Here is a 25,605-nt window from a genome sequence, read left to right as displayed (position 1 = left end):
ACATGGATCCGCCCTTCATCACGCGAGTCCGAACAGCTGCAGATAGGCGCGGGCGAGGACCTCGCCCGCGAGGATGCCGAGCCAGGCGCCCGCGATCATCCAGGGCCCGAAGGGGATGCCGCCGCGCCGGTCGACGCGCCGGGCCAGGATGAGCGCGCCGCCCACCGCGGCGCCCAGCGCGAAGGCGGCGATCGCGCCCACGACGAGCGCGCCCCACCCGTGCCAGGCGAGGAACATCCCGAGCGGCAGCGCGAGCTTGACGTCGCCGAAGCCCATCGCTCGCGGCGAGATCAGGAAGATCGCGAAGTACACGAGGCCGAGCGCGGCGGCGCCGATGCCGGCCCGGAGCAGGTCGCCCCACGCGCCCGTCAGAGCCGCGGCCGCGGTGAAGAGCGCGGCGCCCGTGCCGAGCAGGGGCAGCACCAGCGCGTCGGGGAGGCGCTGCGTGTCGAGGTCGATCGCCGCGAGCGCGACGCCGAAGCCGGCGAGCGCCAGGTGCGCGACGAGGACGAGCGACGCGGCCCACGCCCCGGCCGCGGTGGTCGCCGCGGCGATCGAGGGCGCGAAGGCGGCGGCGACGATGACGAACAGCGCGGCCGTGACAGCCTCGACGATCGGGTAGCGCGCCGAGATCGGGGCGGCGCAGTCGCGGCACCGCCCGCGCAGGATGAGCCACGACAGCACGGGCACGTTGTCGTACGCGCGGATGTCGTGCCCGCACGCCGGGCACGCGCTGCGCGGCGAGACGACCGACTGCCCCAGCGGCACGCGGTGCGCGACCACGTTCAGGAAGGATCCGATCGCGAGGCCGAACAGGCCGACTCCTGTGGCGACGACGGCGATCACGGCGCCCCCAGGCTCTTGGCGGTCGTGGACGTGTTCCGGTACGAGCTCAGCGCGAGCTCGATCGGCGGCGTGTCGGTTCCCTCCGTGAGGTTGGTGCCCGGGAGGCCCGTCGGGGCGTAGCGGTAGGTCAGGTGCTGCTTGACGTGGATGGAGTTCGCGTACACCTGCCCGTGGATCACGAGCGAGTTGCCGAACGAGATGCTGCACGGCGTGTAGAGCATGACCGCGAGGTTGGTGAACTCCGACGAGTTCGCGAGCGACGTGTCGTCGGGCACGATGATGCCCGTTCCGTCGGCCTCGCCGCAGCTCGGCACCCCGTTGTCGATGTAGTCGGGAGTGACCAGCCACAGGCGCTCGTTCCCGGTCTGCCCGGCGAACTTGGTCTGCGAGAGCTTGAAGCTCGGGGCGAAGATAGCGACGTTCGCCGTGAGGGTCTGGACCGTCGTCTGCCCGAGGCCGGTGAGATCCAGCTCGATGCAGTGGAGCGCGTTCAGCACGCCCGGCGCGCCGGCCAGGGAGTCGAGCGCGCTCTTCGCGGCCGTGCGGTTGCAGCCCGAGAGCGTCACGACCGTGTAGCCGGGCCAGTCGGCCGCCTCGAACTCGAAGTCCACCCAGCCGGGGACTCTCGGCATGGCGCCGGCGGCGCTCTTCGACTGCACGGGACCGTGATCGGCGAGCTGGCCCGGGGCGCTGCCGGTGGTGTCGTCGGCGTACAGCGGACCGAGCGTGCCCGAGTGGTTGTTCTCGATGACCAGGTGGCTCGCGACGAGCTTGCCGGCGATGCTCGCGCCGTTGGCCAGGGTCGCCGAGCCGGACAACACCCACGTGTCGCCGCCGATCTCGCATCCGTTGCCGGCCGTCAGGTTGCCGCTCTTGACGATGACGTCGGTGTTGCCCGAGATGGAGTTCGCGCAGACCAGGTCGCCGTCGTGCATCATGATGCTCATGTCGTCGCCCGTGAGGGGCTGGATGTCGCCGTTGTTGCCGAAGCTCATGCCGCCGTGCGAGTACATCGCCGGGCCGGTCGGCGCGAAGGGCTGCGGCACGGCCTCGTATCTCGCCTCGACGCTCCTGCCGTCGTCGGCCGCATAGGAGGCGGCGCTGTCGTAGCCGGTCGCGACGATCCGGTACTCCTCGTCGGCCGTCGGGCATCCGTTCGTCATGACGCCGCCCACGACGTGCTGCACGATCGTGCGATGGAACGGCGCGGCGGACGAGCTCGCGAAGGTGCCGCCGCCGCACGCGGCGCCCTCGATCGCGGCCTGCGCGACCGCGACGCCGGCCTCGGCCGCGAACTCCGCGGACACGGTGTCGCGCGTGTCGTCGGTGCGCTCGAGCGACTGCACGGTCGTGGTGGCGACCGTGAGGGCGACCACGACCGTGAGCAGCACGATGCCGACCACGGCGGCGAGCGCGGAGCCCCGGTCGTCGCGGCTCGCCCTGGCGAGGGAGATCAGGCGCATGGGTTGCCTCCGGTGCCCAGCAGGCGCGGGACCGCGACGGTCTCGATGAGCGTCGGGGAGGTGCGGGTGTCGACCTGGAACGTCACCTTGACGCCGCCCGAAGCCGCGGTGAACACGCCCGAGGTGGAGACCAGCCCGGTGCCGACGCGCATCCAGGTCGACCCGGGCGCGCCGGCGGGCTGGGCGATCGCCGCGTCGGAGATGCGCGCGTAGACGGAGCCGCCATAGGCGTACCACGCGTGGCATGCGTCGCCCGCGCCGTCCTCGAGGCGGGCGACGACGAAGTCGCCGTCGGCGCTCACGTGCGATGCGTTGCGCACCGACGTGGTGATCGTGCGGGCGATGGTCTGGCCGTCGCGGGAGGCGTCGGCCGAGCTCGTGACCCGCAGTGAGCCCTGGGTCACGCTCATGACCAGACCGGCGCCGAGCGTCAGGATGCCCGCGAGCAGCACGACGTAGACCAGCAGCTCCACGAGCGTGAAGCCGCGGTCGTCGCGTGTCGGGCGGGTCATGGGGTCCTCTAGTCGATCAGGACGATGGTGGTGGCGGTCGCCCATGTGCGGGCGTCGCCGGACCAGGGGTCGGTGCCGGTCGCGGTCACCGTGACGGTGACCGTCGTCGGCGGTGTGCTGCAGCTCAGGCTCGCGGGTCCGCTGCGCTGGATGGAGATGGTCTGACCCCGGGGGTCGGTGACCGCGGGGACCGAGGCGCCGAGCCACGTCTGCATGGCGGTGCACGAGTGCGGCTTCGCGGAGAGCGGCGACAGCTGTTCGTTGACCAGCTGTGTCGCGGTGGTGGCCGTCGTGTTCGTCACGGCGGACCGGAGGCCCGTCACGACCATCGGAAGGAAAGCGACCGCGATGACCGCGAGCAGCAACATCGCGATGAGCGCCTCGAGGGCTCCGAAGCCATCATCCGCACGTTCAGCCATGTCGACCCCTCAGCGAAAGCGAGGCGGTGGCAGGAAGTCGCTTGATCGCCGCCAGCCACCGCCTCGTCGTACTACCTCGTCGCCGTCGCCTGAGTTCCGTCCGAGAGCGTCTCGCCCTCGGCAGTGAACGTGACGGCATCGGCGGTCGCGCCGGCCCCGGTGACTGTGATGCCGTTGCCCGACGCTGCTGCGGCCGCTTCGGTGATGGCCGACGTGAAGGTGGTGGCCGGATCGTCATCGCTCTCGACCTCGAACACGAGCGAAGCAAAGTGCGCCTTCGCCGTTGCCGCAGCACCTTCAACGGCCGACTTCTTGGCACTGTCGGTGACCCCGATGTACACCGGGATGGCGATCGCGGCGAGGACGCCGATGATCAGCACGACCACGAGCAGCTCGATGAGCGAGAAGCCGCGGTCATCCTGCTTCTTGAGTTCGTTCTGGCGACGCACGAGCGCGTCGATCATGTTCTTCACGAGGACTCTCTTTCTTTGGGGGAGGAAGGGAGTGCGCCGCGGACGCGGTGCACGGGGGTCCGGCGGCGCCGGCACGACTAGGCGGACTGCTGCATCTGCTCGAAGATCCCGAACATGGGCAGGTACATCGCGACGATCATTCCGCCGATGATGCAGCCGACGATCACGACCATGAGGGGCTCGATCATGGCGGTCAGGCGCTGCGCGGTCTGCTGCACCTCGCGGTCCGTGAACTCGGCGACGCGCTTGAGCATGGTGTCGAGCGCGCCGGTGTCCTCGCCGACCGCGACCATCTGAGTCACCATCTGGGGGAACACGGGCTCGTCGGCCATCAGGGCGGTCAGGCCCTTGCCGCGGCGGACCCCGTCGGCGATGCGGCCCACGGCGTCCTCGACGAGGGCGCTTCCGGCGGTCTGCTTCACGATGCCCAGCGCCTGCAGGATCGGCACGCCCGCACTCAGCGTCGTGGACAGCGTCCGGGTGAACCGCGCGACGGCCGCCTTGCGGAAGAACGGGCCGAGCACCGGGATCCTCTGCCGGGCCGTGTCGATCGCGAGCCGCACGCCGGGTTCGCGCCCGTAGCGGCGGAACCACAGCACGGCGGCCACGACCAGCACGACGAGCGCGGGGCCGATCCAGAGCATGTTCTCCGACAGGGTGACCAGCACCTGGGTCGGCAGCGGAAGCTCGCCGCCCATGCCCTCGAACATCTTCTTGAACACCGGGACGATGAACACGAGCATCGCGATCACCGCGAGCACCGCGACGATCATCACGATGATGGGGTAGGTCATCGCGGCCTTGATCGTGTTGCGGATCTTCAGATCGGCGTCGAAGCCGTCGGCGGCCGACGTGAGCGCCTCGGCCAGGAAGCCGCCGGCCTCGCCCGAGCGCACCATGTGCACGAGGAGCGGCTGGAACACCTCGGGCCGCGCGCCGAGCGCGTCCGACAGGGGCTTGCCGTGCTCGATGTCGCGCCGCACGGTCTGCAGCACGTCGCGCAGCCGCGGGTTCTCGACCTGGTCGACCAGGATGGTCAGGCCGCGCACGAGCGTGAGGCCGGCATCCAGCATCGTGGCGAGCTGGCGGGTCGCGAGCGAGATCTCCTCGAGCTTGATCTTCTTCTTGAGGAACGAGACGTCGAGCTCGCGCGTCAGGATGCTCGACTCGCGCAGCGACGTCGCAGTGATGCCCTGCTCGCGCAGCCGGGCGAGCGCCGCGGCGCGGCTCGGAGCGTCGATCGTGCCCTTGCGCTTGCGGCCCGTGGAGTCCGCGCCGACGTAGTCCCACGCCTGGGTAGGCGTCGACGGGGAGCCGGCCTGCGGGCCGGCTGAGGACGGAGCGCTCACCTGAGGCTCCGCCTGGTGAAGCCGTCGCCGTAGTCGATGCCGTCGGATCCGCCGCTGGTGTGCCGGGCGAGCTGGCGGAAGCCCTCGAGATCCTGGGCGCGCTCCTCGGCCGCCTCGTACGTGATGCGCCCGTCGTCGACCAGGGCCGCGAGGTTCTGGTCCAGCGTGTGCATGCCGTGCGTCGAGCCGGCCTGCAGGACGCCGGGGATCTGGTGCATCTGCTGCTCGCGGATGAGGTTGGCCACGGCCGCCGTCATCACGAGCACCTCGGTCGCCGCGACGCGTCCGGATCCGCTCGCGTGCGGGATCAGCGTCTGGCAGACGACGCCGCGCAGCGTGGAGGCCAGCTGGGTGCGCACCTGGTCCTGCTGGTGCGGCGGGAAGACGTCGATGATGCGGTCGATCGTCTGCGGCGCGCTCTGGGTGTGCAGCGTGCCGAACACGAGGTGTCCGGTCTCGGCCGCCGTGAGGGCGACCTGGATCGTCTCGAGGTCGCGCATCTCGCCGATCAGGATGACGTCGGGGTCCTGCCGGAGCACCTGGCGCAGCGCCCGCTGGAACGACTCCGTGTCCTGGCCGACCTCGCGCTGGTTGACCACCGACCGCTGGTGCGTGTGGAGGAACTCGATCGGGTCCTCGATGGTCATGATGTGGTCGGCCCGCGTGCGGTTGATCTGGTCGATCATCGCTGCCAGCGTGGTCGACTTGCCGGATCCGGTGGGGCCGGTGACGAGCACCAGGCCGCGGGGGAGCGTCGCGAACCGCGCGACCGCGGCCGGCATGCCGAGCTCGCGGAGCGAGCGGATCCGCGTGGGGATGAGACGGAGGACCGCGCCCATCGCGCCGCGCTGGCGGTACACGTTGACGCGGAAGCGCGCCTCGTCCGACAGCGCGTGCGCGAAGTCGAGCTCCTGATCGAGCTCGAACCGCTCGCGCTGCTCGGGGGACATCAGGGTCGCGATCTCGCGGGCGACCACATCGGCGGTCCAGACGGGCGCGCCGTCGATCGGGCGCAGCTTTCCGTCCACACGCACCATCGGGGGGACGCCCGCGGTGACGTGCAGGTCGGAAGCGCCCTCGACCACGACCCTGTGCAGGGCGTCGAGCAGCGTCAGTTGCGGCGCCACGCGGTGTTCGGGTGAGACCGCCGTGGCGACGGATGGGGGGACCGTCACGCGCTCAGGCTACTCACAGATACCTGGGGAGTAGTACCCATTTTTGAAAAATGTGGGCGCAAACTACCCGGGCAGTACATCCATACGTCGGGCGTGTCGCCGCCCGGCATGGCGCGATGCATCGTGCGCGCGGGGCGTCAGATCACGACGCGGAGGATCTCCTCGACCGACGTGAGACCGGCCAGGGCCTTGGCCCAGCCGTCCTCGCGCAGCGTGCGCATCCCCTGCTCGCGGGCGACGCGCGCGATGTCGTTGCTCGACGCATGGGCGACCGCGAGGCGCTCGATCTCCTCGGTCACGGTCATGACCTCGTGGACGGCCGCTCGGCCGTGATAGCCGGTCTCGGCGCAGTGCGGGCATCCGACCGGGCGGAACAGCCGCCCGTCCTCGTCGGACCCTCGCGCGAATCCGGCCGCCGCGAGCGCCTCGGCGCCGATCTCGTCGGGCTCCTTGCAGCGGTCGCAGAGGCGCCGGATCAGGCGCTGCGCCACCACGACGTCGAGAGCGGAGCCGACCAGGAACGGCTCGACGCCCATCTCGACCAGGCGCGTGACGGCGCTGGGGGCGTCGTTGGTGTGCAGCGTCGACAGCACGAGGTGGCCGGTCAGCGCCGACTCGATCGCGATGTTGGCGGTCTCCGCGTCGCGGATCTCGCCGACCAGCATCACGTCGGGATCCGAGCGCAGGATGGCGCGCAGCGCGTTCGCGAAGGTGAGGCCCGCCTGTGTGTTGATCTGCACCTGGTTGACGCCGGCCATCCGGTACTCGACCGGGTCCTCGATCGTGATGACGTTGACCTCCGGCCGGGCGAGCTCGGCGACGGTGGAGTACAGCGTGGTCGACTTGCCGGAGCCGGTCGGTCCCGTGACCAGGATCATCCCGTAGGGCTTCGTGTAGGCGCGACGGTAGGCCGTCAGGTTGCGCTCCGAGAGCCCGAGCGTCTCGAGCTTCAGTGCGGTGCTCGCCTGGTCCAGGATGCGCATGACGATCTTCTCGCCCCACACGGTCGGCAGCGTGGCCACGCGCAGGTCGACCTTGCGGCCGTCGTGCTGCACCGAGATGCGGCCGTCCTGCGGGATCCGGCGCTCGGCGATGTCGATGTCGCTCATGATCTTCAGGCGCGAGATGACGCCCGACTGGATCGCCTTGGGGGCGCTCGGCATCTCGTGCAGCACGCCGTCGATCCGGTACCGCACCCGCACGCGGTCCGCGGTCGGCTCGATGTGGATGTCGCTGGCCCGGTCGCGGATGCCCTGGCCGAGCACGAGGTTCACGAACCGGATGATGGGGGCGTCGTCGTCCTCGTCGGAGCCGCCGCCGCTGACGTTGAAGGACCCGTCGTCCGGATCCTCCGCCTCCTCCACCGTGAGGCTGGACGTCAGCTCGGTCATCTCTGCGTCGGCGCGGTGATGGCGGTCGATCGTGGCGTGGATCTCGCTCGCCGTGGCCACGACGATGTACGGCGGCATCCCGTACGCCACGCGCACGTCGTCGAGCGCGATCACGTCGTCGGGGTTGGCCATGGCCAGCAGCAGGTGCGGCAGGCCGCGATGCTCGATCGTGCGCAGCGGCACGAGCTCGTGCGCGTGCGCGAACGTCACGGAGATCCTGGCGAGGATGTCGGCGTCCACCGGCTCGTCCTCGAGGCGCACGAACGGCACATCCGCCTCGGTCGCCCGCGCACGCGCGAACTCCTCCTCGGACAGCTCGCCGGCGGCGAGCAGCTCGCGGATCCGCATCAACTCCTCGCGATCCGTGCCCGCGAGCTGCTGGGCCCGCGCGAAGGGGAGAGCGCCCTGGCGGACGAGGATGTGGATGAGACCGGCCATGGGCCTGCCTTTCGGTACGCGAGCTACCAGGATGTCGGGAATCGCATCCTATGCCGTACCCGGGCATCGCCGTCGATCTCCCCGGGCAGGAGTCGTCGCCCGTGCAACGCAGAAGGCCCGGTCGCGTGGACCGGGCCTTCTCGAGTGGTGCACCCCCAGGGACTTGAACCCTGAACCCACTGATTAAGAGTCAGTTGCTCTGCCGATTGAGCTAGAGGTGCATGATCCGGGAGCGTTTTCCGCTCTCGCGAACCGAGGGACTACGTTACCAGGCGGCGGCCGAGGGCGCCAATCGGGGCCGGAAACGGCGTGGCCCGGGCGTGTCCCGGGCGGGGCTCACTCGTCTTCGACGCCGAACGCGCTCTGCAGCACCCGCGCGCCCGCGGCCGCGTCGCCGTCGAGGACGGCATCGCGGAGATCGCGGAGCATGGCCGCCACCTGGGTGCCGTCCGGCCCGTCGAGGGTGGCGAGATTGCGCTCGATCGCGAGGCCCAGGTCGGAGGACACCATGGACATGAACGCGTTGTCCGCCACGCGCATGAAGAGGGCCTGAAGCTCGCGGTACGCCACCGCCGGCGATCCTCCCGCGTCCAGCTCCGCCACCATCGCGTCGATCTCCGCGGCGGCCGTGACCCGGGCTTCGGGCGTCGCCGCGGCGAGGGCCATGCGCATCAGGGACGTGACGTAGTGGCCGGCGAACTGGCGCGTCGCCTGCGCGACCTCGGGGGTGACGGCGGTGACGCGCGTGTACCGGCTGGCGGCGGTCTCGATCAGGCCGACGCGCTGCAGGCGCTGCAGCGCCTCGCGCACGGGCATGCGGGAGACGCCGAGCTTCTGGGCGAGCTCCTGGTCCCGCACGCGCGATCCCGCCGGCATCGTGCCGTCGATGATCGCGGTCGCGATCCGCTCCGCCACCATGTCGCTGAGGCGCATGCTGGGGACTTCGAGGGTGTCGATCATCTCTGTCTCTCACATCTGGTGGCACCGCTCCCACCAAGCCCACGGGAGAGGGCGCGGCGGAGCCGGTGCGGATCGGGTGATTCGCCCGCGGTCGCGTCGGGTACGCGTGCTGACCGATATCCGGGCGAACTGACACGTTACGCCCTGGTGAATGGGAGGGTCCAGAGCGGATTCCGGTTCGCAGGATGCTCCGAGGCGGTCGCGGCCCGCCGCCGCCGCGTTGCCCGGCCCCCGGATAGCCTGGCCGCATGCCCCTCGTGACCGAGCTCACCGACGCCGACCGCACCGCCTGGCAGGGCCTGTGGGAGGGCTATCTCGACTTCTACGGATCCACTCTCTCGCCCGAGGTCACGGACGGCACGTTCCGGCGGCTGGTCGATCCCCACGGGTCGATCCGCGGCGCGCTCGTGCGCGACGACGCCGGGGCCGCCGTCGGGCTCGTGCACTGGCTGACCCACCCCGCGACCTGGTCGCTGGGGGAGTACTGCTACCTCGAGGATCTGTTCGTCTCGCCCGAGGCCCGCGGCGGCGGGTACGGCCGGGCGCTCATCGCCCACGTGACCGAGTGGGCGCGCGAGCGCGGGTGCGCCAAGGTGTACTGGCTCACGCGGGACACCAACACGACCGCCCGCGCCCTCTACGACCGCGTCGCGACCGACACGGGTTTCATGCAGTACTCGATCCCGCTGGGCTGAGACCGCTCAGCGCCGACGCGCGCGCTTCGCGCCGCCGGCGTCGGCGACCTGCTGCTTGTAGTACTTGCCCTCCTTGCCCTTGATGGGCGAGTCATCGGAGACCGGACGACCCTGGCTGGCCTTGCGGATGTCGAGGATCGTGCCGATCGTCAGGGCGAACGTGATGGCCCAGCTCAGCCAGCCGAGCGCCGTCCGCCACGTGAAGTTCTGGGCGTTCGCGCCGCGCAGCAGCGCGTAGCCGCTCGTGAGCGTGCCGATCAGTCCCGTGCCACTCAGGTATTTGCGGATCCCCATGGCCCCCACGCTAGCGCCACACCGCGCGCGCCGCAGGGGCTTGCGCGGCCGGCGGGGCGCATGGCATGCGGTCATAACGACAGCGGCATGGGACGTCAAGCCCCGGGGCCAGGCACGGTGTCCGAACGGGCCCGCTGATACTGTGGCCAGACCGGCAGGAGGAGCCTCATGACTCGCGCAGATCTGGTCGTCGTCGCCAATCGTCTCCCCGTGGACCGCGTGGTCTCGCCCGACGGGGACGAGACCTGGCGGCGTTCGCCCGGTGGGCTCGTCACGGCGCTGGAGCCCGTGATGCGCAAGCCCGACCGGGCCTGGGTCGGCTGGGGCGGACAGCCCGATCTCGACCTCGAGCCGTTCGACTTCGAGGGCGCCCGGCTGGTGCCCGTCCCGCTCAGCGCGGGCGAGATCGAGTCGTACTACGAGGGCTTCGCCAACGGCACCATCTGGCCCCTCTACCACGATGTGATCGCCGCGCCGGTGTACCGCCGGTCGTGGTGGGAGTCGTACGTGCGGGTCAACCGCCGCTTCGCGGAGGCCGCCGCCGAGACCGTCGAGCAGGGCGGGGTCGTGTGGGTGCAGGACTACCAGCTGCAGCTCGTGCCGAAGATGCTGCGTGAGCTGCGCCCGGACGTCACGATCGGCTACTTCCACCACATTCCGTTCCCCGCATACGGGCTGTACTCGCAGCTGCCGTGGCGCCGCCAGGTGCTCGAGGGGCTGCTGGGCGCCGACGTCATCGGCTTCCAGCGGCAGGCCGACGCCGGCAACTTCCAGCGGTCGGTGCGGCGCGTGCTGCACCACACGACGCGCTCGAGCGAGATCGTGGTCCCCTCGGGCGACGACGACCGCGAGAACCCGCGCGTGGCGATCGCCAAGGCGTACCCGATCTCGATCGACGCGCAGTCGTACATCGACCTCGCCGAGGACCCGGCGGTGCAGGCCCGCGCCACCGAGATCCGCGAGCAGCTCGGCGACCCGAAGACGATCCTGCTGGGCGTCGACCGTCTCGACTACACGAAGGGCATCCGGCACCGTCTGAAGGCGTTCGGCGAGCTCCTCGAGGACGGTCGCCTCAAGGTGGGCGAGGCGACGCTCGTGCAGGTCGCGAGCCCGTCGCGCCAGCGTGTGGACGCGTACGCCGACCTGCGCGACGAGATCGAGCTGACGGTCGGGCGGATCAACGGCGACCACGACACGATGCACCACACCGCCATCCGGTATCTGCACCAGGGTTTCCCCCGCGAGGAGATGGTGGCGCTGTACCTGGCCGCCGACGTGATGCTCGTCACGGCCCTGCGCGACGGCATGAACCTGGTGGCCAAGGAGTACGTCGCCTCCCGCACCGACAACACGGGAGTGCTCGTGCTGAGCGAGTTCGCCGGCGCAGCCGACGAGCTCACGAGCGCGCTCCTGGTCAACCCCCATGACATCGACGGCCTGAAGGACCTGATCATGCGGGCCGTGGAGATGTCCCCAGGCGAGCAGTCGCGTCGGATGCGCGCTCTGCGTCGCCGCGTGCTGGAGCACGACGTCGAGGACTGGTCGCACGACTTCCTGAGCGACATCGACAAGGTGCGACAGGCGCGGCGGCTGAAGTCCCGCTCGGGCGGCGCCCGGAACGGCGCTTCGCGTGCGGCCAAGGCGGCGGGCGGGCGCGCGTGAGCACGCGGGACTGGGACGGCGCGGTCGCCGAGCTCGCCCGCACGGAGCGCCTGCTGGTCGCCCTCGACTTCGACGGCACGCTCGCCCCGCTCGGGGACGACCCGATGGCGGTGCGCGCGCTTCCCGAGACGGCCGCCGCCGTGGCCCGGCTGGCGGACCTGCCGGACACGGTCGTGGCGTTCGTGTCGGGGCGCCAGCTCACCGACCTGCGGCTCATCGGCGCGCACTCCGACGACTCGTCGGTGTGGCTCGCCGGATCCCATGGCGCCGAGTTCTGGCGCCCGGCGGCCGTCGCCGCGGGTCTCGAGCCCGAGGAGGTCGCGATGGCGGATGTCGTGCAGGAGGCCGCCGCCGCGGACGCGCTCGTGGCCGACACCGAGCGCCTGGTCGAGGACATCGAGGGCGCCTGGATCGAGCGAAAGGCCTACGGCTTCGCGCTGCACACCCGGCTGTCCGCCCCGGCCGACGCGAGCCGCGCCGGGTCGCTCGTGGACGGCCTGGTCGCCGACCGCGCCCCGGATTGGCGGCGCCGCACCGGCAAGAACGTCATCGAATACGCCTGGCGGCATGAAGGCAAGGACTCCGCGATCGCCCGTCTTCGCGCCGAGACCGGCGCGACGGCCGTGCTGTTCGCGGGCGACGACGTGACCGACGAGGACGCGCTGCGCAGCCTCGCGCCGCACGACCTCGGCGTCCGCGTGGGCGATGGCGAGACGGCCGCGCGCGTGCGCGTCGCCGACCCGCTTGAGCTCGCCGAGTTGCTCACCGCTCTGGCCGACGCGCGAGCATCCTGACGCGTCGAAACGGAGCTCGTCGGGCGGTCTGCACGGGCACGGGGGCGGCCCTCGTGCGGGCATAGACTTCCGTTCATGGTCGACCTCGCTTCATCCCCCTCCGGAACCCCCGACATCAAGCCCCGCAGCCGGGTCGTCACGGATGGCATCGAGGCCACCACGTCGCGCGGCATGCTCCGCGCGGTCGGCATGGGCGACGCGGACTGGGAGAAGCCGCAGATCGGCATCGCGTCCAGCTGGAACGAGATCACCCCCTGCAACCTGAGCCTCGACCGCCTGGCGCAGGGCGCCAAGGAGGGCGTGCACTCGGGCGGCGGCTACCCGCTGCAGTTCGGCACCATCTCGGTCTCGGACGGCATCTCGATGGGCCACGAGGGCATGCACTTCTCGCTCGTCTCGCGCGAGGTGATCGCCGACAGCGTCGAGACCGTGATCCAGGCGGAGCGCCTCGACGGCACGGTCCTGCTCGCCGGCTGCGACAAGTCGATCCCCGGCATGCTGATGGCCAGCGCGCGCCTCGGCCTGTCGAGCGTCTTCCTCTACGCCGGATCGATCGCGCCCGGCTGGGTGAAGCTCTCGGACGGCACCGAGAAGGACATCACGATCATCGACTCGTTCGAGGGCGTCGGAGCCTGCCGCGCGGGCCTGATGACCGAAGAGGACCTCAAGCGCATCGAGTGCGCGTTCGCTCCGGGTGAGGGCGCGTGCGGCGGCATGTACACCGCCAACACGATGGCGTCGGTCGCCGAGGCGCTGGGCCTCAGCCTGCCGGGCTCGGCCGCGCCGCCGTCGGCCGACCGCCGCCGCGACTACTTCGCGCACCGCTCCGGCGAGGCCGTCGTGAACCTGCTGCGCCAGGGCATCACGACCAAGGACATCCTGACGAAGGAGTCGTTCGAGAACGCGATCGCGCTCGCCATGGCGCTCGGCGGCTCGACCAACGTCGTGCTCCACCTGCTCGCGATCGCGCGCGAGGCGCAGATCGACCTGAGCCTGCACGACTTCAACCGCATCGGCGACAAGGTGCCGCACGTCGCGGACATGAAGCCGTTCGGCAAGTACGTCATGAACGACGTGGACCGCCACGGCGGCATCCCCGTGATCATGAAGGCCATGCTCGACGAGGGCCTGATCCACGGCGACGCGCTGACCGTCACGGGGAAGACCGTGGCCGAGAACCTGCGCGAGCTGAACCCGGACCCGATCGACGGCGAGGTCATCCACCGCTTCGACGACCCGATCCACGCGACGGGCGGCATCACGATCCTGCACGGCTCGCTGGCACCCGAGGGCGCGGTCGTGAAGACGGCCGGCTTCGACGCCGCGGTCTTCGAGGGCCCCGCGCGCGTGTTCGAGCGCGAGCGCGCCGCGATGGACGCCCTGGCCGAGGGCAAGGTCGCCGCGGGCGACGTCGTGGTCATCCGTTACGAGGGCCCCAAGGGCGGCCCGGGCATGCGCGAGATGCTCGCCATCACGGCGGCCATCAAGGGCGCTGGGCTCGGCAAGGATGTACTACTCTTGACGGACGGTCGATTCTCAGGCGGCACAACCGGACTGTGCATCGGCCATGTTGCACCCGAGGCGGTGGACGGTGGTCCGATCGCCCTGGTGCGCGATGGTGATCTGATCAGGGTCGATATCGCGGCCCGCTCTCTCGACCTACTCGTCGACGAGGCGGAGCTCGAATCCCGCCGTTCCGGCTGGGAACCCCTGCCCCCGCGCTACACCCGAGGCGTTCTGGCGAAGTACTCGCGACTCGTGCGCTCCGCAGCGGAGGGCGCGACGACCGGCTGATTCCGCTCCTCACACGCGGACCTCCCTCGACTCGATCCGACTCAAGGAAGCATCACCATGCCCTCCGATACCGCTCCGGCCACGCCCCGGCCGCCCGCATCCCGTCAGCAGCCGGCCTCCGCGCCCGTGATCACGGGCGCCGAGGCGGTCGTCCGCTCGCTCGAGCTGCTCGGCGTCACCGACGTCTTCGGCCTGCCCGGCGGCGCCATCCTGCCCGTGTACGACCCGCTGATGTCGGCCGAGAAGCTGCGCCACATCCTGGTGCGTCACGAGCAGGGCGCCGGCCACGCGGCCGAGGGCTACGCCTCGGCGAGCGGGAAGGTCGGCGTCGCGATCGCGACCTCCGGCCCCGGCGCCACCAACCTCGTGACGGCGATCGCCGACGCGTACATGGACTCCGTGCCGCTCGTGGCGATCACCGGCCAGGTCTTCTCGACCCTCATGGGCACCGACGCGTTCCAGGAGGCCGACATCGTCGGCATCACCATGCCGATCACGAAGCACTCGTTCCTGGTCAAGCGCGCCGAGGACATCCCGGGCGCGATCGCCGCCGCCTACGAGATCGCCTCGACCGGCCGTCCCGGCCCCGTGCTCGTGGACATCACGAAGGACGCGCAGCAGGCCGAGGCGCCTTTCGTGTGGCCACCCAAGATCGACCTTCCCGGCTACCGGCCGGTCACCAAGGCCCACGGCAAGCAGATCCAGGCCGCGGCAGCCCTCATGGCGCAGGCCAAGCAGCCCGTGCTGTACGTCGGCGGCGGCGTGATCCGCGCCCGCGCGGCCGAGGAGCTCAAGACCCTCGCCGAGGCGAGCGGTGCGCCCGTCGTGACGACGCTCATGGCGCGGGGCGCGTTCCCCGACTCGCACCCGCAGCACCTCGGCATGCCGGGCATGCACGGCTCGGTGCCGGCCGTGCTGGCGCTGCAGGAGGCCGACCTGATCGTGGCGCTGGGCGCCCGGTTCGACGACCGCGTGACCGGCAAGGCCGCGCTGTTCGCGCCCAAGGCGCAGGTCGTGCACGTCGACATCGATCCGGCCGAGATCTCCAAGATCCGCACGGCCGACGTGCCGATCGTGGGCGACCTCAAGGACGTGCTGGTCGACCTCGACGCCGCACTGCACGCCGCGGGGGAGAAGGCCGACATCGCCGAGTGGTGGGCGTACCTGCGCGGGCTGCAGGAGCAGTACCCGCTGGGCTACTCGCCGACCACCGACGGCCTGCTGGCGCCGCAGTACGTCATCCAGCGCATCGGTGAGCTGACCGGCCCCGAGGGCGTGTACGCGGCGGGCGTGGGCCAGCACCAGATGTGGGCCGCCCAGTTCATCAAGTACGAGCGGCCAAACTCCTGGCTCAACTCGGGCGGCGCGGGCACCATGGGCTACTCGGTGCCGGCCGCGATGGGCGCCAAGGTGGCGCAGCCGGACCGCCACGTGTGGGCGATCGACGGCGACGGCTGCTTCCAGATGACCAACCAGGAGCTGGCCACCTGCGCGATCAACAAGATCCCGATCAAGGTCGCGATCATCAACAACTCGTCGCTCGGCATGGTGCGCCAGTGGCAGACCCTGTTCTACGACGGCCGGTACTCCAACACCGACCTCAACACGGGCCACGACACGATCCGGATCCCGGACTTCGTCAAGCTTGCCGAGGCCTACGGCTGCCTCGCGATCCGCGTCGAGAAGGCCGAGGACGTGGACGCCGCGATCCAGACCGCGCTCGAGACGAACGACCGCCCGGTCGTGATCGACTTCGTGGTGAGCGCCGACGCCATGGTGTGGCCGATGGTGCCGCAGGGCGTGAGCAACAGCTACGTCCAGTACGCGCGCGACCACGCGCCGGCATTCAGCGAGCAGGAGGACTGAGATGACGACGCACGTGCTGAGCCTCCTCGTCGAGGACAAGCCGGGTCTGCTGACCCGCGTCGCCGGGCTGTTCGCGCGCCGCGGCTTCAACATCGAGTCGCTCGCCGTGGGCGTGACCGAGGTGCCGGGTCTGTCCCGCATCACCGTGGTCGTGGACGTCGACGAGCTGCCGCTCGAGCAGGTGACCAAGCAGCTGAACAAGCTGATCAACGTCATCAAGATCGTCGAGCTCGACGCGTCGACCAGCGTGCAGCGCGAGCACATGCTCGTGAAGGTGCGCGCCGACAACCAGACGCGGTCGAACGTGATCGAGGTCGTCAACCTGTTCCGCGCGAACGTGGTCGACTACGCGCCGGACGCGCTGGTCATCGAGATCACGGGAGACAAGGGCAAGGTCGACGCGTTCCTCAAGGCGATCGAACCCTTCGGCATCCGCGAGCTCGCCCAGTCGGGCCTGCTGGCCCTCGGCCGCGGCAGCAAGTCCATCACCGAGCGCGTCCTCCGCGGCTGACGCTCCCCGTACGCTTCAGAACCCCAACCCACCAAGGAGAACCACAACCGTGAGCACCGAGATCTTCTACGACGCCGACGCCGACCTGTCGCTCATCCAGGGCAAGAAGGTCGCGATCGTCGGATACGGCTCGCAGGGACACGCGCACGCGCAGAACCTGCGCGACTCGGGCGTCGAGGTCGCGATCGCCCTCAAGGAGGGCTCGAAGTCGGTGCAGAAGGCGCACGACGAGGGCTTCAGCGTGATGACCGTCGCGCAGGCGACCGAGTGGGCCGACCTGATCATGATCCTCGCGCCGGACCAGCACCAGCGCTCGATCTACTCGGAGTCGATCGCCCCGAACCTCAAGCCCGGCAAGACCCTCGCGTTCGCGCACGGCTTCAACATCCGCTTCGGCTACATCGACGCGCCCGAGGGAGTGGACGTCATCCTGGTCGCCCCCAAGGCCCCGGGTCACACGGTGCGCCGCGAGTACGTCGCGGGCCGCGGCATCCCGGACATCATCGCGGTCGAGCGCGACGCGTCGGGCCAGGCCTGGGACGTCGCCCTGTCGTACGCGAAGGCCATCGGCGGCACCCGCGCCGGCGTCATCAAGACGACCTTCAGCGAGGAGACCGAGACCGACCTGTTCGGCGAGCAGGCCGTGCTGTGCGGCGGCATGAGCCACCTCGTGCAGGCGGGCTTCGAGGTGCTGACCGAGGCCGGCTACCAGCCGCAGATCGCGTACTTCGAGGTGCTGCACGAGCTCAAGCTGATCGTCGACCTGATGTGGGAGGGCGGCATCGCCAAGCAGCGCTGGTCGATCTCCGACACGGCCGAGTTCGGCGACTACGTGTCGGGCCCGCGCGTCATCGACGCCGGCACGAAGGAGCGCATGAAGGAGGTCCTCGCGGACATCCAGTCCGGCGCGTTCGCCAAGCGCTTCATCGAGGACCAGGACAACGGCGCCCAGGAGTTCCTGGCGCTGCGCGAGAAGGAGCAGGGTCACCCCATCGAGGCGACCGGCAAGGAGCTCCGCGCCCTGTTCGCCTGGAAGCAGACCGACGAGGACTACGTCGAGGGCTCGGCCGCGCGCTGACCCCGACGGCGTCGGAGCGGCGCCGCTCGCGGCGATCGCCGACGCCCCAGACCGCTCTACCTGAGCTGGAACAGACCCCCGCACCCATAAGGTGCGGGGGTCGCTCCGTTCGGGCGGGGCGTCAGACCCCGGGGAGCTGCCCGCGATAGGCGAGCTCGTAGTTCTCGTCGTAGATCTCCATGACGAACGGGCCCGTGGCCGGGTCGACGTCGAACGCGACCAGGCCCTGCACGGTGCCGCCGGTCTCGAGGGCGTCGGACGCGAGGTAGCCCTCGAAGTCGTACTCGCTGAAGTACCACTCGCCTTCCGAATCGAGGAGCTCCACGAAGTCATAGCCGTCGACGTACTCCACCGAACCCGACGTGACCTCCCACGTCATGTCGATCAGCAGGAACTCCCGTTGACGGGCGTGATGTCGGTGCCCGGAAGCGCGTCCGCCGACGTCGTGACCGAGTTGACCGTCACCTGCGCCGTGCCCTCGACCATGGGCACCTCGAACGGGGTGCCGATCGCGATCGGCACGGCGTCGGCACCGGGATCGGCCGGCGCGCCCGAGGGGTCGCCGTCCGTGCCGCCGCCCTGCATGAGGGCCTCGCACTCCTCGGGGCTGAGGCCCTGGTTCTCGCACTCCTCCTGGATGATCGTCGGCACCTGCGTCGTCAGGAAGCTCACGGTCGCGATGGTCGACACGGTCCCGGCGATGAGGCCGATCACGCCGAGCACGAGCCCTGCGATGCCGAGGCCCTTGCCGGGCATCCTGCGGACCAGCACGATGATGCCGATCACGACGGCCGCGAGCAGCAGCAGGCCGGCCACGAAGATCCCGAACGGGATCAGCGCGCCGAGGAAGCCCAGGATGCCGAGCACGAGCGCGGTGATCGCCAGGCCCTTGCCGGGCGCGCTGGGCGGCGCGACGGGGACGCCGCCGTACGGCGCACCGCCGTAGGGTGCGCCGGGGTAGGGGGCGCCGGGGTAGCCCGCGTCGGCCTGCGCGCCCGGATAGCCGCCGGACGGCGCCCCGGGATAACCCTGCGGCTGGGCCGCGGCGTACGGAGGAAGCGGAGGCGAGGACGGGTAGCCCTGGTCGGCGGACGCCGCGCCGGGCTGCGGCGCGCTGGGCTGCGGCGCGCCGGGGGACGCGGCGGCGTAGGCACCGGCCGCGGCCTCGGGCGAGCCGGGCGGGGGCGGCGGCGGGACCGTGAACTCCGGGTCGGGCACGGGCGCGGGCGGAAGCGTGTACTCCGGGACCGACGTCCGGGTCGTGGGCGCCTGGAACTGCGGCGCATCGTCGTCCGCCGGCGACGGGGGCGTCGGAGGCGTCGGGGACTCCGGCGCGGCGCCGTCGTCGTGGTTCGGGGGCAGGGACATGGGGCCTCCTCAGCTGTTCTGCGAGAACGATATCGCGCAGGGGCTCGCGCGGAAGGGCACTCCGGGCGGGCAGTCCGCCCCGGTCACTCCTGCCCGTCGTCGGCGGATCCGCGCACGACGAGCTGCGGCTCCACGAGCACGTGGCGGTCCTCCGGGCGGTCGTCTCCGGATGCCAGCAGCAGATCCAGGGCGGCCGACGCCACCTGCTCGGGGAGCTGCTCCACGCTGCTCAGCCCCATGGCCTCGGCCGCCGGCGTGTTGTCGAAGCCGATGATCGGCAGCTCCGGACGGCCGGCGGCGACGGCGGCCAGATGCGCGCCCATCGCCAGGGCGTCGCTCGCGCACACCAGCGCGTCGAAGGCCGCGCCGGAGGCGAGCGCCTCGCCGACCACCGCCCGCGCCGCACTCACGCTCTCCTCGGACACGAGCCGCACGCCGCGGCCCTCCGGCACGACGGAGCGCCATCCGCTCTCACGGTCGTCGCCTGTGCCCGATCCCGAGGGCCAGCCCAGGAACGCCACATCCGGGCCCGCGTGCTCCACGGCCCAGAGCGCCGCCTTGCGCGTGCCGGCCGCCCCGTCGACGTCGACCCACGCGTGGTGGTCGTCGTCGCCCCACGGGCGCCCGAAGGCCACGAACCGCGTGCCGCGCCGTGCCAGCCACTGCGTGCGCGGGTCCCCGTGATACGTGCCGGTGATGATGATCGCGTCGGCCTCGCCGCCGTCCAGCAGGTCGCCGAGGCGGGCGATCTCCTCGGCCTCGGTCCGCGCCGTGTAGAGCAGGACCCGCATTCCCCGATCCCCGGCCAGGTCCGCCAGGGCGTGCACGAAGCGGTCGAGCACGACGCCCGAAACCCCGCCGGCGTACGGATCGAGGTGCACCGCGATGGTCGAGCTGCGCCGGGTGCGCAGGCTGCGGGCGGCCGCGTGGGGGCGGTACCCGAGATCCGCGATGGCCTTGATCACGCGGATGCGGGTGTCCTCCCGCACGATCTCGGGGGAGTTGATCACGTTCGACACGGTCTGCCGTGAGACGCCGGCCGCGAGCGCGACATCCTGAAGTCTCGGCGCCCGGCTCATCCCGTCTCCCTCGCGATCGTCCCGGCATGCGCCGGTAGTGGCTCATCCTAGGCCTTCGCGCACCCCTCTTGACAGAGACATTGGAACGTTCATACTGTGATCCCCAACACCGGGAGTTGAACGATCAAATCCGGATCATCCGCCGTCAGGCCTCGTCAAAGGAGAAGAGTCTCATGGCACGGCACAGCAGCACACGGGCGCTCGGCGCCACCGCACTCCTCGCCACCACCGCCCTGTTCGCGGGATGCGGCTCCGGCTTCGACGACGGGGGCGGGGGCGGCGGCGAGCCGACCGGCGAGGCGCCCACGGGCGAGCTCAGCATCCTGATCGGATCGTCCGGCGACGCCGAGACCGCGGCGGTCGAGGAGGCGGTGGCCGCCTGGTCCGAGGAGTCGGGCGTCGAGGCGAGCGTCCAGGTCGCGAACGACCTGCCGCAGCAGCTGTCGCAGGGCTTCGCCGCCGGATCGCCGCCCGACCTGTTCTACCTGTCGACCGACGCTCTGGCCGGGTACGCGAGCAACGGCTCCCTGGCGCCGTACGGCGACCAGCTCGAGAACAAGGACGACTTCTACCCGTCGCTCGTGGAGAACTTCACATACGACGGCGAGTTCTACTGCGCTCCGAAGGACTTCTCGACGCTGGCGCTGATCATCAACCAGGACATGTGGGAGGAGGCGGGGCTCACCGAGGCCGACATCCCGACCACCTGGGAGGACCTCACCGCGGTCGCCGGGCAGCTCACGACCGAGGACCGCGTGGGCCTGGCGTTCGGCGCCGAGTACCAGCGCATCGGCGTCTTCATGGCGCAGGCCGGGGGAGGTCTGATCGAGGGCGGCGAGGCGATCGCCGACAGCGACGCCAACGTCGAGGCTCTGCAGTACGTCAAGGACCGTCTGACCGACGGATCGTTCGCGTACGCCGCCGACATCGGCGCCGGCTGGGGTGGCGAGGCGTTCGGGACCGGCGCGGCCGCGATGGTCATCGAGGGCAACTGGATCGGCGGCGCGATGACCAACGACTACCCCGACGTGAACTACACGGTCGCGCCGCTCCCGGCGGGCCCGGGCGGCGAGGGCACGCTGCAGTTCACCAACTGCTGGGGCATGGCGGCGGACAGCCCGAACCAGGAGGCGGCGCTCGAGCTCGTGGAGTACCTGACCAGCACGGAGCAGCAGCTCGCGTTCTCGGAGGCCTTCGGCCCCATGCCGTCCATCCAGTCGGCCGCGCAGGAGTGGCAGTCGGCGAACCCGGAGCTCGCGCCGTTCCTGGACGGGGCCGAGTACGCGCAGTTCCCGCCGAACATCGAGGGGTCGGCCGACATCATCACCGACTTCAACGCCCAGCTCGAGGGTCTGCGCGACGGAGACCCGGCGGCCATCCTGCAGTCGGTGCAGGGGAACCTCGAAGCCGCGCTCGGCTGACGGGCGGCGACCATGACCGCCTCGACCGCGCGATCCGCCCGCCCTCGCCGCACCGGTCCCTCCGGGATCCGGCGCGGCGAGGGCGCCGCCGGCTGGATCTTCACCCTTCCGGTGGTGATCATCCTCGGCGTCTTCCTCTTCCTGCCCGTGCTGATGGCCCTGTGGGTCAGCGTGAGCGACTGGACGGGGCGAGGCAGCCCGCTGTCGCCGTCGGTGTCGTTCGTGGGGATGGACAACTACGCGGCCGTGACGGCGGGCGGCGGGCTGGCCGAGCGCGACTTCGGCATCGCCCTGCGCAACAACGCCTGGTACGTGCTGCTCGTGGTCCCCGTGCAGACCGCGCTCGCGCTGCTGCTGGCGGTCCTGGTGAACGGCGCGGCGCTGCGTGGCAAGGGCTTCTTCCGCACGGCGTTCTACTTCCCGTCCGTGACCAGCTCTGTCGCCATCACGGTGCTGTGGCTGTTCCTGTTCTCGACCAACGGCGTCGTGAACCGCGTGATGTCGTACATCGGGGCGGCGGGCCCGAACTGGTTCAACGATCCGCGCGGCATCGTGCACATCGCGCTGGGCGCGCTCGGGATCACGCAGCCGACCGGCGCCCTGGCCGAGAACCGGGCGCTCGGCGTGACGTGGTGGGACTGGCTCGCCGGGCCCTCCGTCGCGATGAGCGCGTTCATCGCGATGGCGGTGTTCACCACGTCGGGCACCTTCATGCTGCTGTTCCTCGCGGCGCTGCAGAACCTCGGCGGCGACGTGACGGAGGCGGCGATGGTCGACGGCGCGAACGCCTGGCAGCGGTTCTGGCAGGTCACGCTGCCGCAGCTGCGGCCCACGCTGTTCACGGTGCTCACGCTCGGCTTGATCGGGTGCTGGCAGGTCTTCGACCAGATCTACACCGGCACGCAGGGTGCGCCCGGCAAGACCACCCTCACGCCCGCGTACCTGAGCTACCACTCGGCCTTCCTGTCGCAGGAGTGGGGTCAGGGCGCGGCGATCGCGTTCATCCTGTTCGCGATCATCGTGCTGATGACGCTCATCCAGCGGTGGGCGCTGCGCGACCGCCCGGTCTCGCGCCGGCGGATGCTCATGGCCGAGAGCGTCGACCAGGCGCGGGTGGGGGTCGTCCGATGAGCGGGTCGGCGCTGCGCGTGCGCCGCGCGGGATCCGGCGGGGTGATGGCGCGGCAGATCCTGCTGTACGCGGTGCTCGCGGCGGTCGCGCTCGTGTACATCTATCCGTTCCTGGTGCAGGTGGCCACGTCGTTCAAGCCGGATGCGGAGGCCGCGTCCTCGCCCGTCTCGCTGTTCCCCGCGACGTTCACCTGGGCCGCGTACGAGCGGCTGTTCCTGCACTCGGACTTCCCGGTCTGGTTCACGAACTCGGCGCTCGTGACGATCCTCGTCACCGCCGGACGGGTGTTCTTCAACTCGCTCGCGGGCTACGCCCTTGCGCGCCTGCGGTTCCGCGGGCGCGGTGTGGTGTTCGCGGCCCTGGTGGCGGTGATGTCGGTGCCCGCCGTCGTGCTGCTCATCCCGAAGTTCCTCGTGATCAACCAGCTCGGCATGTACGACTCGTACGCGGGCATGGTGCTGCCGCTGCTGGTGGATGCCGCGGGCGTGTTCATCATGAAGAACTTCTTCGAGTCCATCCCGACCGCGGTCGAGGAGCAGGCGAGGATCGACGGCGCTGGCGTGTTCCGCACGTTCTGGTCCGTCGTGCTGCCCATGGCGCGCCCGGCGCTCATCACGATCATCATCCTGTCGTTCCAGGGGTCGTGGAACGAGCTGAACCACTTCATCGTCTCGACGCAGTCGCCCGAGCTGACGACCCTCACCAAGGGCGTCGCGTCGCTCGCGAGCGGGCAGCTGAGCCAGGGGAGCCAGTACCCGCTGAAGCTCGCGGCGGCGGCCATCATGACGATCCCCGTCGCGGTGCTGTTCTTCGTGTTCCAGCGCCGCATCATGAACGCCAGCGAAGGAGCCGTGAAGGAATGACGTCCGACCACGCCGACGCGCCCGCCCCGCCGCTGCAGCCGCTGCTCGACGCGGCCGAGGTCGTGCTGCGCGCACCGACGCAGGTGTGGTCCGGCCCCGGCGGCGACCTGGGGGCCGCGCCCATCGACGGGATCTACCACGGCGACGTCCGGCACGTGCGCGCGCTCACGCTGACGTGCGACGAGTCGCCGATCGAGTGGATCGGCACGTCGCGCCCGGGCGCGTCGCGCATCGTGTTCTCCGGGCTGCTGCGGGCGATCGACGATGCGATGCCGGATCCGCGCGTGCGCCTGATCCGCGACCGGACGGCGGAGGGGGCCGCCGTCCGGGAGCGCCTCGAGATCCGCAACGGGCGCTCGATCCCCGTCGAGGCGACGCTGCGCGTGCGACTGCGGCCCGAGTTCGCGTCGCTGCACGCGGTCAAGGCGGGGGAGGCCGAGCCGGCGGAGTTCGAGGTGCTGTCGACCGAGGGATCGGTCGCGGTCGCCGCAGGGACGCACCGGTTCACCGTGGTGGCGCACCGGGGGGAGGTGCGGATCGCGGAGGAGCTCGTCGAGCTGGAGTGGCGGGTCTCGGCGCCCCCGCGCGGAAGCGTGTCGGTGGACTGGGTCGTCGCGCTGTCGGACGACACGCTCGTGGTGCGGCCCGCTGCGCGCCCGGCGCCCTGGGACGCGCCGGCGCTCGCCGCATCCGTCGCGGGATCCGAGCCGCGCCTGGCCCGGTGGCTCGCCACGGCGCTCGACGACCTCGACGCGCTGCGGCTCGCGCTCCCGGACGCGCCGGGCGACGAGTTCTATGCCGCGGGCGCGCCGTGGTTCTTCACGCTGTTCGGCCGGGACTCGATCTGGGCCGCGCGGCTCCTGCTCCCTGTCGACGCGAGCATCGCGGCATCCACACTGCGCGTGCTCGCCCGCCTGCAGGGAGGCGAGGACGACCCGGACTCGGCGCAGGAGCCGGGCAAGATCCTGCACGAGCTGCGCGCCACCGCGCTGGAGATCCCGGGGGAGCAGGTCGTACTGCCGCCCACGTACTACGGCAGCGTCGACTCGACGCCCCTGTGGGTGTGCCTGCTCGTGGACGCGTGGCGCGCGGGCATGCCGGAGGACGAGGTCCGCGCGCTGCTCCCGGCGCTGCGGCGCGCCCTGACGTGGATCACCGAGCACGGCGACAGCGACGGCGACGGGTTCCTGGACTACGTCGACCGATCGGGGCGCGGCCTCGCGAACCAGGGCTGGAAGGACTCCGGCGACTCCATCCAGTGGCGCGACGGGGCGCTGGCGCAGGGGCCGATCGCGCTGTGCGAGGTGCAGGGGTATGCGTACGAGGCCGTCCGCGGTGGCGCCGAGCTGCTCGAGCGGCTCGGCGAGGACGCGACGGGCCTGCGCGAGTGGGCCGCGACGCTGCGCGGCCGGTTCGCGGACGCGTACTGGGTCTCCACCCCGGAGGGTCGCTACCCCGCCGTCGCGCTCGACCGCGACAAGCGCCCGGTGGACACGCTCACCAGCAACATCGGCCATCTGCTCGGCACCGGCATCCTCGATCCCGACGACGAGCGCCACGTGGCCTCGCTGCTGCTGGGGGAGTTGATGTCGTCCGGTTACGGCATCCGCACCATGTCGACGGAGGCCGGAGGGTACTGGCCGCTGTCATACCACGGCGGCAGCGTGTGGGCGCACGACACCGCGATCGCCGCGCACGGCATGCTGCGCGCGGGCCTGCGCGACGAGGCCCGCGCGGTGGTCGAGGGGCTGATCGCCGCGGCTGACGGGTTCGGCTATCGCGTTCCCGAGCTGCACAGCGGCGACCCCGCGACCGAGACCGCCGCGCCCACGCCGTACCCGGCCGCGTGCCGGCCCCAGGCGTGGTCGGCCGCCGCGGCCGTCGTGGCGTGGAGCGCGCTCGCCGCGGGCTGAGCGCGTGGGTCATCCGGTGCCGAGATCACATCCGCGCGGTGAGGTGACGTGCATCCACGAGTGATCTCGCGGGACGGATGTGATCTCGCGACGGATGATGTGACCTGGGC

General features: G+C 71.1%; 24 protein-coding genes and 1 tRNA gene. 11 read left to right on the top strand and 14 right to left on the bottom strand.

Features of this window, described 5'->3' with window-relative positions; all coding sequences use genetic code 11:
- Window positions 1-18 precede the first annotated feature (18 nt).
- The 10 genes from B5M43_RS01550 to B5M43_RS15005 form a co-directional block, all read right to left on the bottom strand.
- Window positions 19-846: an A24 family peptidase gene (locus B5M43_RS01550; RefSeq protein WP_230667510.1), complete on the bottom strand. Its 828-nt coding sequence runs from the start codon at window positions 844-846 to the stop codon at window positions 19-21.
- Complete coding sequence (locus B5M43_RS01545; protein WP_230667508.1) at window positions 843-2,309, bottom strand: hypothetical protein; 1,467 nt, start codon at window positions 2,307-2,309, stop codon at window positions 843-845. The genes B5M43_RS01550 and B5M43_RS01545 overlap by 4 nt, the downstream gene beginning before the upstream one ends.
- Entirely contained in the window at window positions 2,300-2,821 is a 522-nt protein-coding gene (locus B5M43_RS01540) for a prepilin-type N-terminal cleavage/methylation domain-containing protein (RefSeq protein ID WP_167626739.1), read from the bottom strand. The genes B5M43_RS01545 and B5M43_RS01540 overlap by 10 nt, the downstream gene beginning before the upstream one ends.
- An 8-nt stretch (window positions 2,822-2,829) precedes the next feature.
- A complete protein-coding gene (locus B5M43_RS01535) occupies window positions 2,830-3,240 on the bottom strand; it encodes a hypothetical protein (RefSeq protein ID WP_134745003.1) in 411 nt (136 codons plus the stop codon).
- 71 nt (window positions 3,241-3,311) lie between these two features.
- On the bottom strand, window positions 3,312-3,704 hold the full coding sequence (locus B5M43_RS15255) for a prepilin-type N-terminal cleavage/methylation domain-containing protein (RefSeq protein ID WP_134745022.1): 393 nt from the start codon (window positions 3,702-3,704) through the stop codon (window positions 3,312-3,314).
- 86 nt (window positions 3,705-3,790) lie between these two features.
- Window positions 3,791-5,062 carry a type II secretion system F family protein gene (locus tag B5M43_RS01525; RefSeq protein ID WP_134745002.1) on the bottom strand — a complete coding sequence of 424 codons (1,272 nt, stop codon included), beginning with the start codon at window positions 5,060-5,062 and terminating at the stop codon, window positions 3,791-3,793.
- Window positions 5,059-6,237, bottom strand: a complete 1,179-nt coding sequence (locus B5M43_RS01520) for a type IV pilus twitching motility protein PilT (protein WP_308067687.1) — start codon at window positions 6,235-6,237, stop codon at window positions 5,059-5,061. Before B5M43_RS01520 ends, B5M43_RS01525 begins: the two co-directional genes overlap by 4 nt.
- A gap of 137 nt (window positions 6,238-6,374) precedes the next feature.
- Window positions 6,375-8,066, bottom strand: a complete 1,692-nt coding sequence (locus B5M43_RS01515) for a GspE/PulE family protein (protein ID WP_134745001.1) — start codon at window positions 8,064-8,066, stop codon at window positions 6,375-6,377.
- Window positions 8,067-8,211: 145 nt separating this feature from the next.
- Window positions 8,212-8,287 (bottom strand) — tRNA-Lys (locus B5M43_RS01510).
- Between the two features lie 115 nt (window positions 8,288-8,402).
- Window positions 8,403-9,026: a GntR family transcriptional regulator gene (locus B5M43_RS15005; RefSeq protein WP_205829440.1), complete on the bottom strand. Its 624-nt coding sequence runs from the start codon at window positions 9,024-9,026 to the stop codon at window positions 8,403-8,405.
- A 248-nt stretch (window positions 9,027-9,274) separates the two neighbouring features.
- Between B5M43_RS15005 and B5M43_RS01500 the strand changes: the two genes are divergently transcribed.
- Window positions 9,275-9,721 carry a GNAT family N-acetyltransferase gene (locus B5M43_RS01500; protein ID WP_134745000.1) on the top strand — a complete coding sequence of 149 codons (447 nt, stop codon included), beginning with the start codon at window positions 9,275-9,277 and terminating at the stop codon, window positions 9,719-9,721.
- A 6-nt stretch (window positions 9,722-9,727) separates the two neighbouring features.
- Here B5M43_RS01500 and B5M43_RS01495 read toward each other — a convergent pair whose 3' ends face one another.
- A complete protein-coding gene (locus B5M43_RS01495; RefSeq protein ID WP_230667506.1) occupies window positions 9,728-10,015 on the bottom strand; it encodes a hypothetical protein in 288 nt (95 codons plus the stop codon).
- A gap of 168 nt (window positions 10,016-10,183) precedes the next feature.
- Between B5M43_RS01495 and B5M43_RS01490 the strand changes: the two genes are divergently transcribed.
- The 6 genes from B5M43_RS01490 to ilvC all read left to right on the top strand — a co-directional run bounded on the left by B5M43_RS01490 (window position 10,184) and on the right by ilvC (window position 17,720).
- Window positions 10,184-11,677 (top strand): trehalose-6-phosphate synthase, encoded by a 1,494-nt coding sequence (locus B5M43_RS01490; protein ID WP_134744999.1) that lies wholly within the window; start codon window positions 10,184-10,186, stop codon window positions 11,675-11,677.
- Window positions 11,674-12,471 carry a trehalose-phosphatase gene (gene otsB, locus B5M43_RS01485; RefSeq protein WP_134744998.1) on the top strand — a complete coding sequence of 266 codons (798 nt, stop codon included), beginning with the start codon at window positions 11,674-11,676 and terminating at the stop codon, window positions 12,469-12,471. Before B5M43_RS01490 ends, otsB begins: the two co-directional genes overlap by 4 nt.
- Before the next feature lie 75 nt (window positions 12,472-12,546).
- A complete protein-coding gene (gene ilvD / locus B5M43_RS01480; RefSeq protein WP_134744997.1) occupies window positions 12,547-14,265 on the top strand; it encodes a dihydroxy-acid dehydratase in 1,719 nt (572 codons plus the stop codon).
- 57 nt (window positions 14,266-14,322) lie between these two features.
- The gene (locus B5M43_RS01475) at window positions 14,323-16,131 is read left to right on the top strand and encodes an acetolactate synthase large subunit (protein WP_134744996.1); all 1,809 of its coding nucleotides are present in this window, start codon (window positions 14,323-14,325) and stop codon (window positions 16,129-16,131) included.
- A gap of 1 nt (window position 16,132) precedes the next feature.
- Entirely contained in the window at window positions 16,133-16,642 is a 510-nt protein-coding gene (gene ilvN, locus B5M43_RS01470) for an acetolactate synthase small subunit (protein ID WP_055989557.1), read from the top strand.
- Window positions 16,643-16,691: 49 nt separating this feature from the next.
- Window positions 16,692-17,720 carry a ketol-acid reductoisomerase gene (gene ilvC, locus B5M43_RS01465; RefSeq protein WP_134744995.1) on the top strand — a complete coding sequence of 343 codons (1,029 nt, stop codon included), beginning with the start codon at window positions 16,692-16,694 and terminating at the stop codon, window positions 17,718-17,720.
- 121 nt (window positions 17,721-17,841) lie between these two features.
- Here ilvC and B5M43_RS01460 read toward each other — a convergent pair whose 3' ends face one another.
- From B5M43_RS01460 to B5M43_RS01450, 3 genes are all read right to left on the bottom strand, one after another.
- Entirely contained in the window at window positions 17,842-18,099 is a 258-nt protein-coding gene (locus B5M43_RS01460) for a hypothetical protein (RefSeq protein WP_134744994.1), read from the bottom strand.
- A 5-nt stretch (window positions 18,100-18,104) separates the two neighbouring features.
- Window positions 18,105-19,088, bottom strand: coding sequence for a DUF4190 domain-containing protein (locus tag B5M43_RS01455; protein ID WP_134744993.1), 984 nt, complete (start codon window positions 19,086-19,088; stop codon window positions 18,105-18,107).
- 83 nt (window positions 19,089-19,171) lie between these two features.
- The gene (locus B5M43_RS01450; protein WP_055989545.1) at window positions 19,172-20,167 is read right to left on the bottom strand and encodes a LacI family DNA-binding transcriptional regulator; all 996 of its coding nucleotides are present in this window, start codon (window positions 20,165-20,167) and stop codon (window positions 19,172-19,174) included.
- Window positions 20,168-20,340: 173 nt separating this feature from the next.
- Here B5M43_RS01450 and B5M43_RS01445 point away from each other — a divergent pair, with 173 nt between their 5' ends.
- From B5M43_RS01445 to B5M43_RS01430, 4 genes are read left to right on the top strand one after another with little or no spacing between them, the layout of a single operon-like run.
- Complete coding sequence (locus tag B5M43_RS01445; RefSeq protein WP_055989542.1) at window positions 20,341-21,588, top strand: ABC transporter substrate-binding protein; 1,248 nt, start codon at window positions 20,341-20,343, stop codon at window positions 21,586-21,588.
- 12 nt (window positions 21,589-21,600) lie between these two features.
- On the top strand, window positions 21,601-22,719 hold the full coding sequence (locus B5M43_RS01440) for a carbohydrate ABC transporter permease (RefSeq protein ID WP_055989539.1): 1,119 nt from the start codon (window positions 21,601-21,603) through the stop codon (window positions 22,717-22,719).
- Entirely contained in the window at window positions 22,716-23,582 is an 867-nt protein-coding gene (locus B5M43_RS01435) for a carbohydrate ABC transporter permease (protein WP_055989536.1), read from the top strand. The genes B5M43_RS01440 and B5M43_RS01435 overlap by 4 nt, the downstream gene beginning before the upstream one ends.
- Complete coding sequence (locus tag B5M43_RS01430; protein ID WP_134744992.1) at window positions 23,579-25,495, top strand: glycogen debranching N-terminal domain-containing protein; 1,917 nt, start codon at window positions 23,579-23,581, stop codon at window positions 25,493-25,495. The genes B5M43_RS01435 and B5M43_RS01430 overlap by 4 nt, the downstream gene beginning before the upstream one ends.
- Window positions 25,496-25,605: the final 110 nt, after the last annotated feature.

The organism is Microbacterium sp. MEC084 (assembly GCF_004514465.2).
Taxonomy (GTDB): domain Bacteria; phylum Actinomycetota; class Actinomycetes; order Actinomycetales; family Microbacteriaceae; genus Microbacterium.
The sequence above is the reverse complement of the archived record's forward strand: the minus strand, read 5'-3'. Positions and strand labels throughout refer to the sequence as shown.

Coding starts and splice junctions, on each gene's coding strand:
- B5M43_RS01450 (WP_055989545.1), bottom strand. CDS start 20,167: ATGAGCCGGGCGCCGAGACTTCAGGATGTCGCGCTCGCGGCCGGCGTC.
- B5M43_RS01515 (WP_134745001.1), bottom strand. CDS start 8,066: ATGGCCGGTCTCATCCACATCCTCGTCCGCCAGGGCGCTCTCCCCTTC.
- B5M43_RS15255 (WP_134745022.1), bottom strand. CDS start 3,704: ATGATCGACGCGCTCGTGCGTCGCCAGAACGAACTCAAGAAGCAGGAT.
- ilvD (WP_134744997.1), top strand. CDS start 12,547: ATGGTCGACCTCGCTTCATCCCCCTCCGGAACCCCCGACATCAAGCCC.
- B5M43_RS01540 (WP_167626739.1), bottom strand. CDS start 2,821: ATGACCCGCCCGACACGCGACGACCGCGGCTTCACGCTCGTGGAGCTG.
- B5M43_RS15005 (WP_205829440.1), bottom strand. CDS start 9,026: ATGATCGACACCCTCGAAGTCCCCAGCATGCGCCTCAGCGACATGGTG.
- B5M43_RS01460 (WP_134744994.1), bottom strand. CDS start 18,099: ATGACGTGGGAGGTCACGTCGGGTTCGGTGGAGTACGTCGACGGCTAT.
- B5M43_RS01435 (WP_055989536.1), top strand. CDS start 22,716: ATGAGCGGGTCGGCGCTGCGCGTGCGCCGCGCGGGATCCGGCGGGGTG.
- B5M43_RS01545 (WP_230667508.1), bottom strand. CDS start 2,309: ATGCGCCTGATCTCCCTCGCCAGGGCGAGCCGCGACGACCGGGGCTCC.
- B5M43_RS01445 (WP_055989542.1), top strand. CDS start 20,341: ATGGCACGGCACAGCAGCACACGGGCGCTCGGCGCCACCGCACTCCTC.
- B5M43_RS01455 (WP_134744993.1), bottom strand. CDS start 19,088: ATGTCCCTGCCCCCGAACCACGACGACGGCGCCGCGCCGGAGTCCCCG.
- B5M43_RS01490 (WP_134744999.1), top strand. CDS start 10,184: ATGACTCGCGCAGATCTGGTCGTCGTCGCCAATCGTCTCCCCGTGGAC.
- ilvN (WP_055989557.1), top strand. CDS start 16,133: ATGACGACGCACGTGCTGAGCCTCCTCGTCGAGGACAAGCCGGGTCTG.
- B5M43_RS01500 (WP_134745000.1), top strand. CDS start 9,275: ATGCCCCTCGTGACCGAGCTCACCGACGCCGACCGCACCGCCTGGCAG.
- B5M43_RS01475 (WP_134744996.1), top strand. CDS start 14,323: ATGCCCTCCGATACCGCTCCGGCCACGCCCCGGCCGCCCGCATCCCGT.
- B5M43_RS01440 (WP_055989539.1), top strand. CDS start 21,601: ATGACCGCCTCGACCGCGCGATCCGCCCGCCCTCGCCGCACCGGTCCC.
- B5M43_RS01430 (WP_134744992.1), top strand. CDS start 23,579: ATGACGTCCGACCACGCCGACGCGCCCGCCCCGCCGCTGCAGCCGCTG.
- B5M43_RS01535 (WP_134745003.1), bottom strand. CDS start 3,240: ATGGCTGAACGTGCGGATGATGGCTTCGGAGCCCTCGAGGCGCTCATC.
- B5M43_RS01495 (WP_230667506.1), bottom strand. CDS start 10,015: ATGGGGATCCGCAAATACCTGAGTGGCACGGGACTGATCGGCACGCTC.